The 16488-nt window shown below is 59.0% G+C and carries 7 protein-coding genes and 8 pseudogenes; 9 read left to right on the top strand and 6 right to left on the bottom strand.

What is annotated here, in order from left to right:
• Positions 1–409: 409 nt before the first annotated feature.
• Positions 410–703, bottom strand: a complete 294-nt coding sequence (locus tag NLM15_RS43955; protein ID WP_375166824.1) for a transposase — start codon at positions 701–703, stop codon at positions 410–412.
• A 139-nt stretch (positions 704–842) separates the two neighbouring features.
• Positions 843–1079: pseudogene (locus NLM15_RS07920) on the bottom strand (transposase domain-containing protein); the annotation flags it as partial.
• Positions 1080–1116: 37 nt separating this feature from the next.
• Here NLM15_RS07920 and NLM15_RS07925 point away from each other — a divergent pair.
• Both NLM15_RS07925 and NLM15_RS07930 read left to right on the top strand, forming a co-directional pair.
• Positions 1117–1980, top strand: a pseudogene (locus tag NLM15_RS07925) (transposase); the annotation flags it as partial.
• A 3-nt stretch (positions 1981–1983) separates the two neighbouring features.
• Positions 1984–2330, top strand: a pseudogene (locus NLM15_RS07930) (transposase); the annotation flags it as partial.
• Positions 2331–2571: 241 nt separating this feature from the next.
• Here the strand turns inward: NLM15_RS07930 and NLM15_RS07935 are convergent.
• Positions 2572–3594, bottom strand: a pseudogene (locus NLM15_RS07935) (IS110 family transposase).
• 1190 nt (positions 3595–4784) lie between these two features.
• On the opposite strand from NLM15_RS07935, the gene NLM15_RS07945 reads away from it, so the two are divergent.
• The gene (locus NLM15_RS07945; protein ID WP_254116424.1) at positions 4785–5372 is read left to right on the top strand and encodes an N-acetyltransferase; all 588 of its coding nucleotides are present in this window, start codon (positions 4785–4787) and stop codon (positions 5370–5372) included.
• A 2309-nt stretch (positions 5373–7681) separates the two neighbouring features.
• Here the strand turns inward: NLM15_RS07945 and NLM15_RS07950 are convergent.
• A complete protein-coding gene (locus NLM15_RS07950) occupies positions 7682–7834 on the bottom strand; it encodes a hypothetical protein (RefSeq protein ID WP_254116425.1) in 153 nt (50 codons plus the stop codon).
• Positions 7835–8498: 664 nt separating this feature from the next.
• Here NLM15_RS07950 and NLM15_RS07955 point away from each other — a divergent pair.
• The 3 genes from NLM15_RS07955 to NLM15_RS07965 are packed head-to-tail and all read left to right on the top strand — an operon-like array spanning position 8499 to position 12769.
• Positions 8499–9704: an HlyD family secretion protein gene (locus tag NLM15_RS07955; RefSeq protein ID WP_254116426.1), complete on the top strand. Its 1206-nt coding sequence runs from the start codon at positions 8499–8501 to the stop codon at positions 9702–9704.
• 5 nt (positions 9705–9709) lie between these two features.
• Entirely contained in the window at positions 9710–11674 is a 1965-nt protein-coding gene (locus NLM15_RS07960) for a glycosyltransferase (RefSeq protein ID WP_254116427.1), read from the top strand.
• Positions 11675–11683: 9 nt separating this feature from the next.
• On the top strand, positions 11684–12769 hold the full coding sequence (locus tag NLM15_RS07965) for a cache domain-containing protein (RefSeq protein WP_254116428.1): 1086 nt from the start codon (positions 11684–11686) through the stop codon (positions 12767–12769).
• 334 nt (positions 12770–13103) lie between these two features.
• Here NLM15_RS07965 and NLM15_RS07970 read toward each other — a convergent pair whose 3' ends face one another.
• Positions 13104–13844 (bottom strand): glycosyl hydrolase, encoded by a 741-nt coding sequence (locus tag NLM15_RS07970; RefSeq protein WP_254116429.1) that lies wholly within the window; start codon positions 13842–13844, stop codon positions 13104–13106.
• A 145-nt stretch (positions 13845–13989) separates the two neighbouring features.
• On the opposite strand from NLM15_RS07970, the pseudogene NLM15_RS07975 reads away from it, so the two are divergent.
• Both NLM15_RS07975 and NLM15_RS07980 read left to right on the top strand, forming a co-directional pair.
• Positions 13990–14650 (top strand): annotated as a pseudogene (locus tag NLM15_RS07975) (IS3 family transposase); the annotation flags it as partial.
• A 38-nt stretch (positions 14651–14688) separates the two neighbouring features.
• Positions 14689–14941, top strand: a pseudogene (locus tag NLM15_RS07980) (hypothetical protein); the annotation flags it as partial.
• A gap of 525 nt (positions 14942–15466) precedes the next feature.
• Here the strand turns inward: NLM15_RS07980 and NLM15_RS07985 are convergent.
• Positions 15467–15724, bottom strand: a pseudogene (locus NLM15_RS07985) (integrase core domain-containing protein); the annotation flags it as partial.
• A gap of 80 nt (positions 15725–15804) precedes the next feature.
• Between NLM15_RS07985 and NLM15_RS07990 the strand changes: the two are divergent.
• A pseudogene (locus NLM15_RS07990) lies at positions 15805–16474 on the top strand (IS3 family transposase); the annotation flags it as partial.
• Positions 16475–16488: the final 14 nt, after the last annotated feature.

A 16488-nucleotide genomic window follows, 5' to 3' on the forward strand; every position in this document is an offset into this window, starting at 1 on the left:
GCCGGCCGTCTTGAGGGAGGGCCGCGGCAGCTTCGCCGACGCTCGTCGGGCGAGTTCAAAGCGCAAGTCGTGACAGAGGCGCTGGAGCCTGGCACGAGCGTCTCGGCGATCGCCCGCCGATCGGCATTCACCCGTCGCATCTGTTTGCCTGGCGCCGTGATGCTCGGGCCGAGCGGCATTATCGCTTGCGGCACTCGCGTTGCGAGGGTGTGGTGGGGGCTTGGCAGGCGCAGTGATCGAGATTGCCACTGGCGAGGTCGTCGTGCGTGCCGGCGTGGACTTCGACGAGGCGCACTTGCAGCGGGTGATCCGGGCGGTGCGTTCGGTATGATCCCCTCGGGTGTGAAGGTGTTCCTCGCCAGCCATCCAGTCGACTTCCGGCAACTGTCCCGAATCTTTCGCACTTTGATCAGGCGACGGCTCCGGCTTCAGAGAGTTGTGGTTGATAGAGCGGTCGCATGTTCATGTAGCATTTGGTCGGCCACGCCGTTCCGGCAATGTGCCGCAGCCGGGCCGCCGCCAAGTTACGACAGAATCGACCATCGGGGAAGGCGCCGACGATACGGGTTCGTCGCCGGATCTCCTTCATGATGCGCTCGAGCGAATTGTTCGTTCGAATCTTCCACCAATGAATGTCCGGAACGACGTAGTAAGTGAGCGTCTCGTGAACCGCCTGCTCGACGAGATCAGCAGCTTTGGCCATACCGCTTTGCCCGCAGATCCGCGATGACGGTCCTGGCTTTCTCGTCGGCCGCGGCGCTGGGCATGAATGGCCTTGAGCATGTGGCTCACCTCGCGGATCCGGGGCGACGGCACGTGGGTAAGCGGCAAGCTGAGGCCATTCACGCGGCGTAGTTCCACGGCTTAAGCGCGTCGATTTGGCTGCTTGGCCAGCCGTTCGCGATACGCTGCAGCGTGAGGGTAAGCCAGGCGAACGGATCGACGTTGTTCATCTTCGCTGTCTGCAGCAGCGTCGCGATGGTCGCCTAGGTTCGCCCGCTGCCGTCACGGCCCGCGAAGAGACTGTTCTTTCTCGTACTTGTTTGTGGCCTGATGGCGCGTTCGACGATGCTGGAGTCCCAATGCGTCCAATCTGTGATTCACTGCGTTGCATGAATGCGACTGCGACGCTTTCCGGATGACGTTGCCGCCCTGAAAGAGGCGCTGGCAGCTGAGCGCGCGAAAGGTTTGGAAATTGCCGCCGAGCTTGCGGTCGCCCGCGCGAAAGCATAAGACGAGGCGCTGACCGCGCAGCAGAAGCTGCAGATCGCCAAGCTGAAGCATCTTGCCGCGCGAAGGAGTGGTGATCAATCCGCCGACGGCTTGCGAGTGCTGTGGCAGCAATCGTCTTCACAAGCTCGGCGAGGGCGTGACACGTACGCTGGAAGTGGTGCGGCGCCAGTAGAAGGTGATCGAGACGGTCCGGGAAAAGTTCTCCTGCCGCGACTGTGAGAAGATCAGCCAGGCGCCGGCACCGTTCCATGCGGTCGCTCGGGGATGGGCTGGCCCGAGCCGCCGGCAAGAAGGAGATCCCGCTCTCGCCGATCGCGATCGAGGTCGTAAGGCGGACCGATGCGCTGTTCGAGATCGAGCGCTCTATCAATGGAAGGAGACCCCAGGAGCGTCTTCAGGTGCGGCAGACGCTGAGCTGGCCTCTGGTCTAGGACCTTCAGGTCTACGTGCGCGAACAGCTCGCCAAACTGTCTTGCGGTCACGACCTGGCCAAGGCGTTCAACTACATCGCTGAAGCGATGGGCGAGCTTCACGCTGTTCCTAGAAGATGAACGCGTGTGTCTCTCCAGCAATGCCGCCGAACGGGGCTTGCGAGGCATCGCTCTTGGACGGAAGTCCTGGCTATTCTGCGGATCTGATCGCGGAGGGCGGCGCGCCGCAGCTATGTACAGCCTCATCGTCACGGCGAAAATGAATGGCATCGACCCGCAGGCGTGGCTTACGGATATCCTTGCCCGGATCGCAGCGAAGATGAAGCAGAAAGCCGGACCGGGCAAAGTGCCGGCAGGACAAGTACTAAAGGACATTCGCCGCGCAGACCCGCCGGCAATATTCGGCGGAAGAGAAGATCCGCATCGTGCTGGAAGGACTGCGGGCGAGGAGAATATCTCCGAGCTCTGTCGCCGAGAAGGCATCCCTGCCTCGATGTATTATGGCTGGTCCAAAGAGTTCCTCGAAGCTGGCAAGCGCCGCCTGGCGGGCGATACCGCGCGTGCAGCAACCTCCGGTGAGGTCTGCGTCGTGAGACGGCCCCGTTGAAGGAAGTCGTGGCCGACCTCACCCTGGAGAACCGGCTGCTCAAAGGACGTATGGCCCGCCCCGTCTGCAAGGGGATCTGAGATTGACAGCTAACCAGTCTACTTCAACGTATCCGGCCCCGAAGCGCAGCCTCCGGCCATGATGGAGATACGCGCGCCCCGGTCCTCATAAAGCGTCCGGCGTCGAGCCGCGGTCTTTTTGACCAGGCTTCCGAAGCGCCGTTCGACTGTTAGAGCATCTCGTCGTCACCCTCTCGCAAACATCCGTGGCAGCCAGGCGCCCGGCCGGGCCCCAAGCCTTCTACGCCGCCGTGGTCCTGGTGACCGCAAATCGCTCTCCGCTTCGCAGCACAGCCCAGGCGATCCTGGCAAGCTTGTTTGCGACAACGGCGACATTGTGATGAGCGCGTTCCATGAGCACTTTCGCCCACCGTCCAGCGGCGTGTCACGCTCTGCCACATGGGGCAACGCCGCGCGCGCTCCATTGATCAGCTGCTTGCGGAGATGTGTATTGCCGCGCTTGCTGATTCCGAGCAGCTTCGGTTTGCCTCCGGTGGTGAACTGACGTGGAACCACGCCAAGCCAAGCCGAGAGATCGCGGCTCCGATCAAAGGACTCCGCCCGTCCAATCGCGGCGACGAGCGCCGTTGCCACGATCGTGCCGATGCCGGGGATTGTGGTCGGCCGGCGTGTGTCTTCGTTCTCGTTCGCCCAGCGGACAAATTCCGCATCAAAAGCTGCGATCCGACGGTCAAGCCTGACCCATTGGGTGCGCGCGTCGGCGACCAACGCGATCATCCGCGGGCTCAATCCCGCGCCGCCCTGTTCGTCCATCAGCACGCCCAGGAATTGTTCATGCTTCCGTTTGCCCTGCGGCGCGACCAGGCCGCTTTCAAGCCGGATCGCGCGCAGCTGGTTGATAGCGCCGTCCGCTCACCGATCAGTCGGTCCCTGGATCGGTGAAGCGTCTGCATGTCGAGTTGGTCTTGGCTCTTCAGTCCCACAAAGTGCATCGTCGGCCGCGTCGCAGCCTCCGCGATCCCCTCAGATCGCGATCATCGTTCTTCTGCGCCTTGACGTACGGGCGGACATATTCGGGCGACGTCAGCCGAACCTCATGACCATGGGCGGCGAACAACCTGCCCAGATGATGAGCCCCGCAGCACGCCTCCATCCCGACGACGCACGGAGGATGCTTCGCCACAAGAGCTATCAGCGTCTCGCGCCTAAGCTTACGCCGCATCACGACCGCGCCAGACGCGTCGAGCCCGACGATGCTGCAGACATTCTTGCCAAGATCGACACCTAGCACTGCAATATCCATTTCCGTTCCTCATTCTGGACCGTCGGCGATCCTACGACGCCGGTGCAAGGGCGGCCATTCCATAAAGCATGAACGGGCCTTTTCGGGGAATGCCCTTGCATTCACCTATCGGGTAAGAGATGGGGAGGACGAGGCATGAGATACCCTGCGTCCGAGAAGGCCGAGATCATCCGGCTCGTCGAGCAATCCACCTGCCGGCCAAGCGCACGCTGGACAAGCGCGGCATCCCGCGAGCCACGTTTTATCGCTGGTTGGTCGCCGTCAGGGCCTGTGAGACAAATTAAATGGTTTTGCGGAGGGGCCCACGATGCGTCTCGAACAGTACACTACCGCCTCTTGCTCTTCGGGTGTCCGTCGCAGCGTACCGGAGGACAGCCGATACTCGTTTCGATCAAGTCTCGGCGCTCCATATTCACCTGATAGTCACTAAACTAATCCGCCAATGAGGGGGAGGCGGGAAATGGGAAACGGCACTTTTGCATGGGGATGCCTGCCCATAGTTTGCGCCCGCGCCACCCTTCCCCTTCTTTTTGTCAAGTTCTGTATACGCTAGATATTGCCAAGGGCGGGCTTTTTCACCATCACCTCGTGACCACCGCCGAGGTGCACCGGAAACGTACGAACGGAAACATTTTCGCCTGCTACGGTTCGTGGATCGGTGAAGGCGCCATCACCAGATGGGTTTCGTGTTGGCACGTGTTTTGAATAAGAGAGCCTAGGAGAGTAGCTCAGTAACAGACGAGGTGGTGCCTCATAAGATCATTGCCTAATCTGGACCTCGACGCGCCACGCCTGCTATCCGGCACGCTCACGCTGAGAAGTGCACGTCATCGCGCGATGTTCGCATCATGCGTGCCGTGACTTTTCTCACCTGCAACTCAAGAACGACGTTTGCGTCGTTCTTTCGAGGGCGGTTGCAGGCCGCCAAACGGCGTTCGACGTCAAAAGAAAGTCGAACCTCTGCTGAAGATGAGCCGGCTCGGATGAGGCTTCCAGGCCCGGAGGCACAGAAACGCGAAGCTCCAGATCCAAACCACCGGGGTGCTTCGAGGTAGAAGGAGAGCCCGGACTAGATACCAAAGCATTCACGAAACCTCAGGGCGCTTCCATTATTGCTTTCGTTGAGAGGCATTTGTCCTATGCTCTACCTTTGCAATTCTAACGCTCAAACAGAGACTCAAAAACGAATCATGATAGCGGAATCGGGGATCAAATCTGCGAACGGAAATATTCGGGCAAACACTGTTTGGACGATTGTGCTCGGGTTTGCCGCCGACCCGTTGATGCGATGGAGTTGGCCCGACCCGCGGCAATATCTTAGGACCATGCCTCAGTTCATTAATGCCTGTGGCGGAAGAGCGTTCGAGCATGGCACAGCATACGTCACCGGAGGGATTCGCGCCGCGGCCCTGTGGCTGCCTCCTGACGTGCAGCAAGACGAGCAGGCGCTGGACGCAATCATGGCGCGGTCCCTACATCCGGAGATCACTGAGGATATGACACAGCTACGGCAGGGAATGGCGGAACATCATCCTACCGGGCCACATTGGTATCTGCCTCTTATTGCGGTCGATCCGACCTGGATCGGACGAGGGCTTGGCACATTGCTGATGAAATACGCTCTTCAACGATGTGACGAGGAGGGCATCGCTGCTTATTTAGAAAGCTCGAATCCGGCGAGCATTCCCTTTTACGAACGTCATGGTTTCAAAGTCGTTGGTGAGATACAACACGGTTCTTCGCCGCCGCTCATGCCAATGTTGCGAGCGGCTTATTGAGCAGATTCGGGGTTCTTGGCACGCTCCTGCTCAATTTTGTTGGTGAGGGCGGCCTAATGATCAGGTTTCCGGAGCGTTCCTCGCTCCAGTGTGTGTCAATGCGGATCTTTTCCGCCGAATAATGCCGGCGGGTCGCCGTCGAATATCCTACAGAAATTGTTCTGCCGGCGCTTTGCCCGGTCCGGATTCCGACGATGCTTGAGCCGTAGCTTGCGATACCTACTACCCCGATTGGGGGATTTGCGGCAGGAATTAGCTGCTTTGGTAATAGGCGTCCCACGTCGCTTGCAATTGTAAAGATGGCTTAAACGGCTTGGCAATTAAGAAACGCGCTGTCATGCCCTTCACCCCCGTGATAAAGGGGCGCATCGAACGGAATACCTGTGATTTCCGTCATAATTTACCCTCCGGTTAAGCATCCTGAGGGCGCTTGGTGAAATTCGCGGGCAGGTTACTGATCACGCGCATAGTGGTTCGCGACTACAGACCCGACTCCCACATCAAGGTTGGGCCCGTCTTGCTGCGAGAAACCGAACTATGGATTACCCAGAAACCAAAGGTCTATGTCCTTTGGGGCGAGCGATGCGACGAAAGCACTAACTCTGGTGACCCCGACTGGGGCGGGCCGGAAACTGGGCTTGTCTGTACGATGACGCTGACCGCGCGTTAGCGATGGCGTTGCCTATCGCGAGCGACTTCAAACAGAACAGTATCACCGACGTAGAGCGTATCAGTACCCCTTGACGCACTACCGTGAACACACTGATCCGCGCTACCGTCGTCACATCGAATGAACCGTAATAGCGCTCGCGAATCCTATCCAGTAGGTGACTTGGCCCGTCTTCATTCCTGCTCTCCGTTAATCAAGACCACAAACTGAACGTAAAGTGGATTCCTTCCCGGCAATCGAACATGCAGGTACGATTGCAGCTGATCTTCACCGTAAAGTAGGATGCGGTATCGTGATCGAAGCCGATGTACACTCCGAGGCGCTTCGGAGCGAGCTGCAAGCGCGCCCCCGTTCCACAGTGCTGCAAGCTAGGTAACGAGCCGCTGAAGCGACAGTTGTGATCGTAGTCGAATCCGTTCGCGTTATTCTCGCGTACAGAGACGCTAGTCCTGCTGTAGCGGCGCGTTTCATGCTCGTAGACGCTCACAACATCGCGACGAAGGCCGTGCGCAAATGCGGTTGCTGCCGCAGCAGCTCGAACATGTGGTTTCATCACGCAACACACCAACATGCATTTTTAGCGGAGCCGCCTGAGGCGAGCCCCACCCTACATCACCGGGGCGGGTGAACGGAATTCGGTGATGTCATCATAGCGCAGCAAGTTGCATGCCAGCATCGCAATTGAAGCGCTTGCCGACCGACCTCGTTGCTCCAGGAACCTACAAGGTTTGGCAGGCGGCTAACTGGTTAGGTGTGCTGGTGCAGTTCCACACGAAGGAGGCCTCAAATGGTCTACAGGAACCTCGTCCATCAAAGTGTGCTGACGCTTACGCGTGTTGCTCATCACGCGTGTTGGTTCGGAGCCGAACCAGTAACGGGCTATTGTTGCGGCGGCGCTACCGGAGGGCGGCAGGCAAACGGATGAATCGGTAATACGCAGAATCCTTCCCTCAACGGGCTCATGATTTGCTCGTCTTCCGATAATGCGTTTTCGAGCGCCCCACAGACCGTAACAACTCGCAGCAGCTGGGACCATCTGCTGAAACGCACACGACACGCCGACCGTCAGCGGAGCGGGTAGACTGAACGTGATGGGCTCGAACACCTGAATGCAGCTTACGGCCTGCTGATCCCAGCCGCGGGACGTGGGCCGCTTCTGGACGACAAGGCCGCTCCTATTGGCGCCGCCGACTGTTCGACGGGTGCGCAGATGAAGGGAAAGCAGCGGTGCGGGGTGATCGCGCGGATCGCTTGTTGAATGGTCTTCGGACCGCGACGCACCGTGGCTCCGTCATTTGAGTCGTACAGCCGGGACCGAAGGTGCTCTAGAGCCATCGAAGCCCGGAAACCGGTGTTCATTGCAGTCAGCGCCGACACCGTGTCGGAATTTGACGCGAAGAGATCGTTGAAACGTCTTTGGAAATACCTGCGCAGCCCTCTCGCGCAGGCTGGCGTGCATGATGAGGTATTCTCGGTAGCTGGTCCTGGCGCGAGCGCTCTCCTTGGCATCCAAAGCCATCCGCTTGAGACAATCGATAGGCGCCTCATGGAAGGCAACAAGAGCCGCTTGTCCGCTTCCGCGAATGGAGCGATGAAGGCTTTTAGCGGGCGGGCGTTCAGTAGATTGCGCAGCTGCTCGTCACCCCCCCATCCAGAACGGATCGCCCGTGACGGGCTTGTCTTCGCTCGAGTTTTCCTTGTCGAAGACACCACGGCTCACATTCCTGGATGCGTAGAAGTTACGGTCGAATGCCGCTGTGAACCGGTCGAGATCGATGCCCAGCGATTTCACAAGCGCTACCAAAGAAGGTAGGCGTGGAGATGTTGGAGGTTGTGCTACCTTCCGAAGAGTTGATGATCGGAACTGAGCAGAGAACCACGTCGCACGTTGTGAATCTTTACTCAGGTTGGGAGATATCGAATGCCCACGATTGCAGCCGAGGGATGAGAAACGCGAACGGCGGCACGCTCAGTGCCCGAGCTGGCCGCCCTTCGCTTCCGCAGCATATGGCGTTGCAGAATCGGCGGAGCCTGCACCGCGCAATTCAATTGGGTTTCTGGATATCAAGCCACTCTCCTGCTGCCGGCTCCAAGGACTTCTTCGGAGTTATTGAAGTGGCAGTTCCCGGAGAAATTCTGCTCCGAAGTCGTCCAGCCACGGCTCGACAATATTGGACCAGCTCAAAACGCAGCCATAGTTTACAACGCGCTAAACAATCGGCCGAGCATGAACAAAGGACCACCACGCTCTACTCCCTCCGGGTAGCTCGCGAGAAACGGCGCCGGACGATGTTGTGAAAAACCTACTGCTTCGAGGGCATACTGGACTGTCTCTTGTCAAATCGTGACCACTCAATAGTGAGCAACTTCAGGGTGAGGTTTCTTGCTCTCTCGCTTCCGTAAATTCGCCTCTAAGTTGCTCCACAAAAGGCTTGGAATGCGGTGGGAATTTTCTCATGAAGCTCGCGCGTGTGGCCATCGGCTTGGTTCTCCTCGTCGGCGGATTGTACGTCATCATCGGCGAGCACTTCGCTGGAACTTCGGCAGATGCCACAGTAAATGCTCGACTTTACGTCGTGCGTGCGCCCATCGAAGGCCGGGTCACCCTAGCCGTCAAGAGCATTGGGGGACGCATTAACGCCGGGGAACTTGCGGCTGAAGTGGCCGACGAGCGCTTCGATACCGCTCGGCTTCTTGATCTTGAGCGCGACCGGGACAATCAACGGAGCGAACTCAAGCGCATTGCTGGTCAGCGTGACGCACTATCGCAAGCGAGAGCCGGATTTGACGCGCAGTCAACCGACTACCAGCGCGGCAGAATTCGGCAGATCGAGGCGCGGATCGCCGAGACGAGGGCGACCCAGGATGCGGCAGTCGCGCGCCTGCGCGAGGCAGATGCGGAATTCAAGCGCGCCAATGAACTGAACAATCGCGGCGTTCAGACGGCTGCAAGCCTCGATCGGGCGCGCGCGAAGTTCGATGTCGCGCAGCAAGACGTGGAGAGTGCGCAACAGCGCGTCAACTATTTCGAGACGGAACTCACCTCAGCCCGCACCGGGGTCTTCATCGGCGAGTCCTATAACGATGCCCCTTTCTCGATGCAGCGCATTCGGGAACTCGATCAGCGCCTGGCGGAACTGAATGTCGACGAGCAGCAGATTAGAGGGCGCATCGCTCAATTCGATCGGCAAATCGACGCCGAGCGTCTGCGCGTCAATCGCCTGACGTCCGCGGCGCTTAATGCCCGGGTCCCGGGCCTCGTCTGGGATATCCTGGTGGATGATGGCGCGTACGCACGGCGTGGGCAAGACCTGGTCAAGCTCGTCGACTGCAATAGCCTTGTGGTCACCTCGGGCGTATCCGAATCGCTTTATGACAGCCTCTCTGTCGGCGCGACGGTTCAGTTTCGGCTGTTCGGCGACGAACGAATTTTCGATGGAACCATCACCCGGCTCGGCGGATCCGCCGCGTCACCGCTCTACGCAAACCTTGCCGTGGGTCCGAGTCCGCAGCATCTGCAGCGCTTTGACGTAACGGTAACGGTCCCGGGCCTCGCGCAGCAGCCGGATCTTGGCTGCGCCGTCGGTCGCACTGGACGTGTTGTATTCTCGAGCGGCCCGATCGCCCAATTCCGCCGTTTTCTCACGCGTTATGGCTTCTAATGCTTATGCTGTCGCCTCTGCTGGCCTCCTTGGCGGGAGCCGCCATCATCATCGGACTTCGCCTGACCGTCCTCCCGCTGCTTGACCCGAGCCGATGGTACTGGCGTGCCCTTCTGCTCGGCCTGGCGGCAACTCTCTCTTGGCGTTACGTGATATGGCGGTTCACCGAGACACTGGTGCCACTTGACTGGACTGCGGACGCATTGGTCAGTTGGCTCTTCGCCGCGCTCGAGAGTATGACGGTCCTGTCCTCGTCCGTCGCCTTTGTAATCCTTTCACGCGTTAAGGAACGCACCGCGGAGGCTGACCAGCACGCCGGATGGTGGCTGCCTGGAGAGGCACCAAGCGTGGACATCTTCATCGCGACTTACAATGAGTCGCTCGAAATCCTCGAACGAACGATTATCGGCGCCAAGGCGGTGCGCTTTCCGAAGCTTCGCGTCTTTGTGCTTGACGATGGCCGCAGGGACTGGCTGCGACAGGCCTGCGAGCGGCACTCTGTCGGATACATCGTGCGGTCCGACAACGCACATGCCAAGGCGGGAAACATCAACCACGCGCTCGCTGCGCGTGCCCAGGACCCGGATCGACCGGATTTTGTCGCCATCCTTGATGCGGATTTCGTTCCACATGTCGATTTCATCGACCGCACAGTGGCGCTGTTTCACGATTCGCGCGTCGGCCTGGTCCAAACGCCTCAACATTTCTTCAACCCGGACCCGATCCAGCACAACCTCGGCATTACCGCCGGGTACCCGGATGAGCAACGACACTTCTTTGATAACGTGGAGCCGGCGCGGGATGCCTGGGGAATCGCGATCTGCTGCGGTACCTCATCCGTGCTGAGGGTACGAGCAATCCAACAAATCGGCCTGCTTCCAACGCAAAGCGTGACCGAGGACTTCCTGCTCACGCTCAAGCTCGCGGAAAACGCATGGCAAACCGTCTATCTAAACGAGCCGCTGACCGAGGGGTTGGCTCCTGAGGGCCTCAAGGAATACATCGTCCAGCGCGGCCGCTGGTGCCTCGGCCTGATGCAGATTGCGCGCAATTCCTACAATCCATTCGGCTCCAATCGACTGGGTTTGATGCACCGGATGAGTCTCATCGATTCCCTGCTCTATTGGTTGACCACCTTTCCCTTCCGGTTGGCAAGTTTGATTTGTCCACTCCTGTACTGGTGGCTCGGTATTACGATCGTAAATGCCTCGCTCGTCGATATCATCAGGTACTATGTCCCGTACTACGTCATGGTCCTGGTGGCCTTGAACTGGCTCTCTAAGGGGCTGTTTATCCCCATCGTCAACGAAACAGCCCAGCTGATTGCCGCTTGGCCAATCTGTCGGGCCGCGGCGCTCGGCCTCTTGACGAGAGGACCGCATAGATTTTCGGTGACGGCCAAGGGCGGCGATAGAACGAGGGTAGTTGTCCAATGGTCATTGATGCGACCGTTTCTGATCCTGTTTGGATTGACCGTTGGCGGCTTGATCGTGCCGCTGAATTCCGATTTCGTCTTCAATACCTCGTCGACAGCCGGCGACGGCGTCGCCATCGTTCTGTTCTGGACAGTCTACAATGTCCTCGTCTTGGTGGTGGCGATCGCAGCGTGCATTGAGCGCCCCCGATATAATCGACCACAGCGCCAGGTGCTTGAACCGATCACGCTGAAGATCGGAGACGATCGGCACCGTGGCTGGCTCGTGAATCTCGGGCCGGAAGGCGCTCGCATCAGCGGACCATTCGGCCTTTCCGTCGGGGCGACAGGCAATTTGACGATCCCAGGTATTGGCGACCTCGATGTGCGTGTTCTTGCGCCAACTCGTGACGGCTACCGGTTAAAGTTTTCGCCGAGCATTGAGCAGCGACCCCAAATCATCGAAAAGCTCCACACCGCCCGAGCTCTTCCGGGAACCGATCGCGGGGACATCGTTCGCATTATCCGCGAATTGGCTCGGGCTCTAACTCGTTGAGGAGGCGTGATGGCGAAAAGACGACTGAGCTTGCGCACGCTTGTGTTCTTTGGCGGCGCAACGTTGATGCTGGCGCCGGCCATGGTGACCGCGACACTGTACACCGCGTCGTTGGAGCGGCGCGGCGAGGAATTGCAGGTGGAGAAGTTGGCGACCCGCGGCGAACTGAGCGCGAACCTGCTGGCGCGACGCCTCTATGGCGTTTGGATGGACGTGGCACGTATGGCCGACCTGATCGACCCCACCGATCTGGCAAATGCCCGTGAGCACATCAAATTCCTGAGCCGTTTGGATGGCCGATACGCCTGGCTCGGCATAGCCGATCTTGAGGGCAAGGTACTGGCGGCCAGGGACGGGATGCTCGAGGGCGCAAGTGTTGCGCAGAGGCCATGGTTCAGGCGTGGTCTTGATGCGCCAACTGCAGTCGATGTGCACGAGGCCCAACTCCTGGCAAGCCTCTTGCCTGTATCCGCTGAACCCTATCGCTTCGTCGATCTGGCCGCACCCTTGCGGCATGATGGGTCCGTCGCCGGCGTGATCGGAGCGCACCTCAACTGGAAATGGGTGGAGGAGGGCATGGCCGCGTTGCAGGCGCCTGGAATCGATGTGCTGCTGCTATCGCGGGACCGAACTGTCCTGTTTGGCCCGACCGATGTCGTCAACAAGCGGCTAAGCGTCGGCTCAGCGTTCGCGGCCAGCCGCGTCACCAGCGCGTTCCCGAGCGAGCGATGGCCCGACGGAAAAGACTATTTCACCGTGATCGTTCCGAGTGTTGGTTTTGCAGATCTTCCAAGCTTCGGCTGGTCTCTTCTGGTCCGACAGAACGCCGACGACGCGATGGCGTCAACCCGAGAATTGATCCATGCGTTCTGGTTCATTCTCGGTGCGGGCGCCGTCGTCGCTCTGGTGCTGCTCCTGTGCGCCGCTCAATGGCTCAGGACGCCGCTACGCCGACTCTCGGAAGCTGCCGAGGCCATCATGGTCGATCCTGGCTCGCGCCCTCCGCACCAGGAAACCCGATTCGAAGAAGCGGCAAGGCTGAGTGACGCGCTCGCCCACCTGCAGTCGAAGCTTTTGGGCCGTTTCCAGACGTAAGCGCCTGAGGGAGAGTGGAGAAGCGCAATTGGCCCACCGAGCGGCTTGAACGTGCGCACTATTCAACGGATAGAGCGTGGACAAGCGCAAGCGTCGAATCCCTGACGGCGGTGGGCGCCGTGGTCGAGGTCGATTGTTCAACTCTCAAGGAGCCGACCATGAATACCAGTGCGAGCCCAACTGTCAGCCCAGATGGAGCCGCCACGCTTGAGGACGATCTGAACTCCGTATGCCAACGCCGAGCCGGAGGTAATTAAGGGGCCGCCTTGCTGCAAACGACCCAAAAAGGCCTACCGTTCGGGCCGACGATCACCTCATCGACGATCCCAAGTAGTCACTTTGAGATCACGGCCCAATGGTTGACGTCAAACCTTCGGCCGCCGGCGGACGAGGTGATCTCAACGCCGTATTGGACGCTGCCGACGGTTATGTCCCCAAAATATCCCGCCGACTTTATCCATTGCAGGATACTCTTGATATCCACGGTCTCGCTGTTGGACTTGGAAGTGCGCAGGAACGAGATAACCTTATGTTTGTTCCAGCCTTCAAACACGTTCCAAGTCGCTCCGCCCACATTGACGCTTGTGTGGACTGGGATCGCGGCAGTCCCTGACGAATTATACTTGTAAGAAATGGGCTTAACATCGCCGCTTCCATCGGGATTCCCGGTGTAATTGGTCCAAAGCATTATTTCGTAGGCATTTGAGCTGTCCCAGATATCGTAGGCGAAGTTCCAGCGGCCGCTACTCGGGACGCTCTGATTGAAGCTTGAACTCAGGTTGTTGATCGCGCTCAGCGGTTTCCCAACATTGAAAGCCTCGTGGGGATAGCTCTTGATGCCGCCGGTATCAGGTTGGTTCGACCACACGCTCCATTGATTGACCGAATGGACCGAGATCGTTTGAGGCCCAGCACCTTGACCATACACGTCGTTGTTCCAGGAATAGCCATTAAGGGAAAAATTGCCGTATTGATCGCTCGAACTCCAGATCGGCGCTTTCGCAGATGCTGGGAATAACGCAATCATTACCGCAAAAGGCAGCGCAAGTACTTTTACCTTCGACAACTCAAACATTCTAATCTCCACCTGAGACCTGCCCGTCAGCGAACCAAAAGTAAGCAAAAGTGGGGCCAGAGTCGGCTCGGGAAATCTGAACAGCACGATAAGTGGAGTTTCTGCCTGACGGCGGGCAAGATTGGCCGGCGAATCAGGAGAGACGATGAGCAGACGAGCACGGCGGAACCATACTCCCGTCTTCAAGGCGAAGGTGGCGCTTGCCGCTGTCAAGGGTGACCGGACGCTGGCGCAACTGGCGGAGCAGTTCGACGTCCACTCCAATCAGATCACATCATGGAAGGCGGCGCTGCCGATATGTTCGGTCCAGGCAGCGGGAGCCGGCTCGCCGAGCCCATGATCGACGTGAAGTCGCTGCACGCCAAGATCGGCGAGTTGAGCTGGAGAACGATTTTTTAGAAGGAGCGCTCACCCAAGGCGGGATTGCTGAGAGCAAAATGATGATCGACCGTGAACACGATCTGCCGATCAGCAAGCAGGCGGAAGCTCTGAACATCAGCCGCGGCAGCGTCTACTATCTGCCGCGCCCAGTGCCGCCCAAAGACCACGCGCTGATGCAAAGGCTCGACCGGCTGCATCTGGAGTTTCCCTTCGCCGGCTCGCGAATGCTGCGAGGCCTGCTGGCTGCCGAGGGGTGCAAGATCGGCCGCCGGCATGTCAAAACGCTCATGCGGCGGATGGGGATAGAGGCGCTCTACCGCCGTCCGCACACCACCCCACCTGAGCCCGGCCACAAGATCTATCCCTATCTACTGCGCGGCATGGAGATCACGCGTCCCAACCAGGTCTCGGCGATGGACATCACCTAGATCCCGAGGCGCGAGGACAGCGACTTCCTCAATCTGTCGAAGAGGCGCATCTCACCTTCCGGGGCAAGTCCGATGGCGAAATCGCCTTCGGCCCTCAAGGGCTTCCTGGACGTGCGCTACGGCATTCGCGACAGATCGGCCTGCGTCGAGTTCTCATGGGAAGGGCACGACGAAAATGACCCCGTCTGCGGTCGCGGATGGGTTATGATCGGCACCGCGGGCAGATTCGTCGGCCACTTCTACATCTACAATGGCGACGATTCAGGCCTCGTTTGCGAACGTGGCTGAGTTCTTCATCAGCCTGCTAGTCGCGCTCCCTCTCAGCCAACGTCCGGAGCGTTCGCATGTCAACACGTCCGTCCGCGGGAGTATCAATGTAGTCGATTTGTACGTCCGACATCTCAAGAATCTCTGCTTTGGATAGGGCTTCTCTCGCGGTGGACCTTTGTATGGAGAAATACTTCCGGCCGTACTCCGTTCGATGACAGGTAATAGTGTAGGTCACAGGCAGCCCCCGTTGAAGGTAGTGAGTATACCGACTTATTGAAATAAGGGACCGACCAATACTGGTAGTGCGTCGGGGCGACACAATGTCGCCCCGAGCTGTCGGTGTTCCGGCTGTCGGTGTTCCGGCTGTCGTTGTTCCGGCTGTCGTTGTTCCGGGCTCGCCGCTCGGCGTAGTACCCAGGACAATGCTGTCCACAAAGTTGGCGGAGCATTATAGGAAATGCGTTTCATGGGTATACTACCAATGCCGAATAACTTCCTGTTAATTCCTGGTGGCGAGCAAACGGAGAAAAAATCGCAGCAGCAGACATCTGCAGGTATTAGGTTGTCGGTGCTCTCACAATAGCAGACATGATTGTAGTGCTCGACGAAGGCGCGTACTTGCCACGAGATCGCCAGGCAGGTAGTAATTGTTGAGCAGAATGCTGTTCTTCAGGGTCTGATGCCAGCGCTCAATCATTCCCTGGGTCTGGGGTGGTACAGAGCACCACGAACGTGCTGCATGCCCTTCTGATCGAGCCACTTGGCCAGATCGTCCGCGACGTAATTCGAATTATTGTCGCTGCTCGGGAAATCTGAACAGCACGATAAGTGGAGTTTCTGCCTGACGGCGGGCAAGATTGGCCGGCGAATCAGGAGAGACGATGAGCAGACGAGCACGGCGGAACCATACTCCCGTCTTCAAGGCGAAGGTGGCGCTTGCCGCTGTCAAGGGTGACCGGACGCTGGCGCAACTGGCGGAGCAGTTCGACGTCCACTCCAATCAGATCACATCATGGAAGGCGGCGCTGCCGATATGTTCGGTCCAGGCAGCGGGAGCCGGCTCGCCGAGCCCATGATCGACGTGAAGTCGCTGCACGCCAAGATCGGCGAGTTGAGCTGGAGAACGATTTTTTAGAAGGAGCGCTCACCCAAGGCGGGATTGCTGAGAGCAAAATGATGATCGACCGTGAACACGATCTGCCGATCAGCAAGCAGGCGGAAGCTCTGAACATCAGCCGCGGCAGCGTCTACTATCTGCCGCGCCCAGTGCCGCCCAAAGACCACGCGCTGATGCAAAGGCTCGACCGGCTGCATCTGGAGTTTCCCTTCGCCGGCTCGCGAATGCTGCGAGGCCTGCTGGCTGCCGAGGGGGGCAAGATCGGCCGCCGGCATGTCAAAACGCTCATGCGGCGGATGGGGATGATAGAGGCGCTCTACCGCTGTCCGCACACCACCCCACCTGAGCCCGGCCACAAGATCAATCCCTATCTACTGCGCGGCATGGAGATCACGCGTCCCAACCAGGTCTCGGCGATGGACATCACCTACATTGCGATCTTGAACGT

Source organism: Bradyrhizobium sp. CCGB20 (assembly GCF_024199855.1).
Lineage (GTDB): Bacteria > Pseudomonadota > Alphaproteobacteria > Rhizobiales > Xanthobacteraceae > Bradyrhizobium.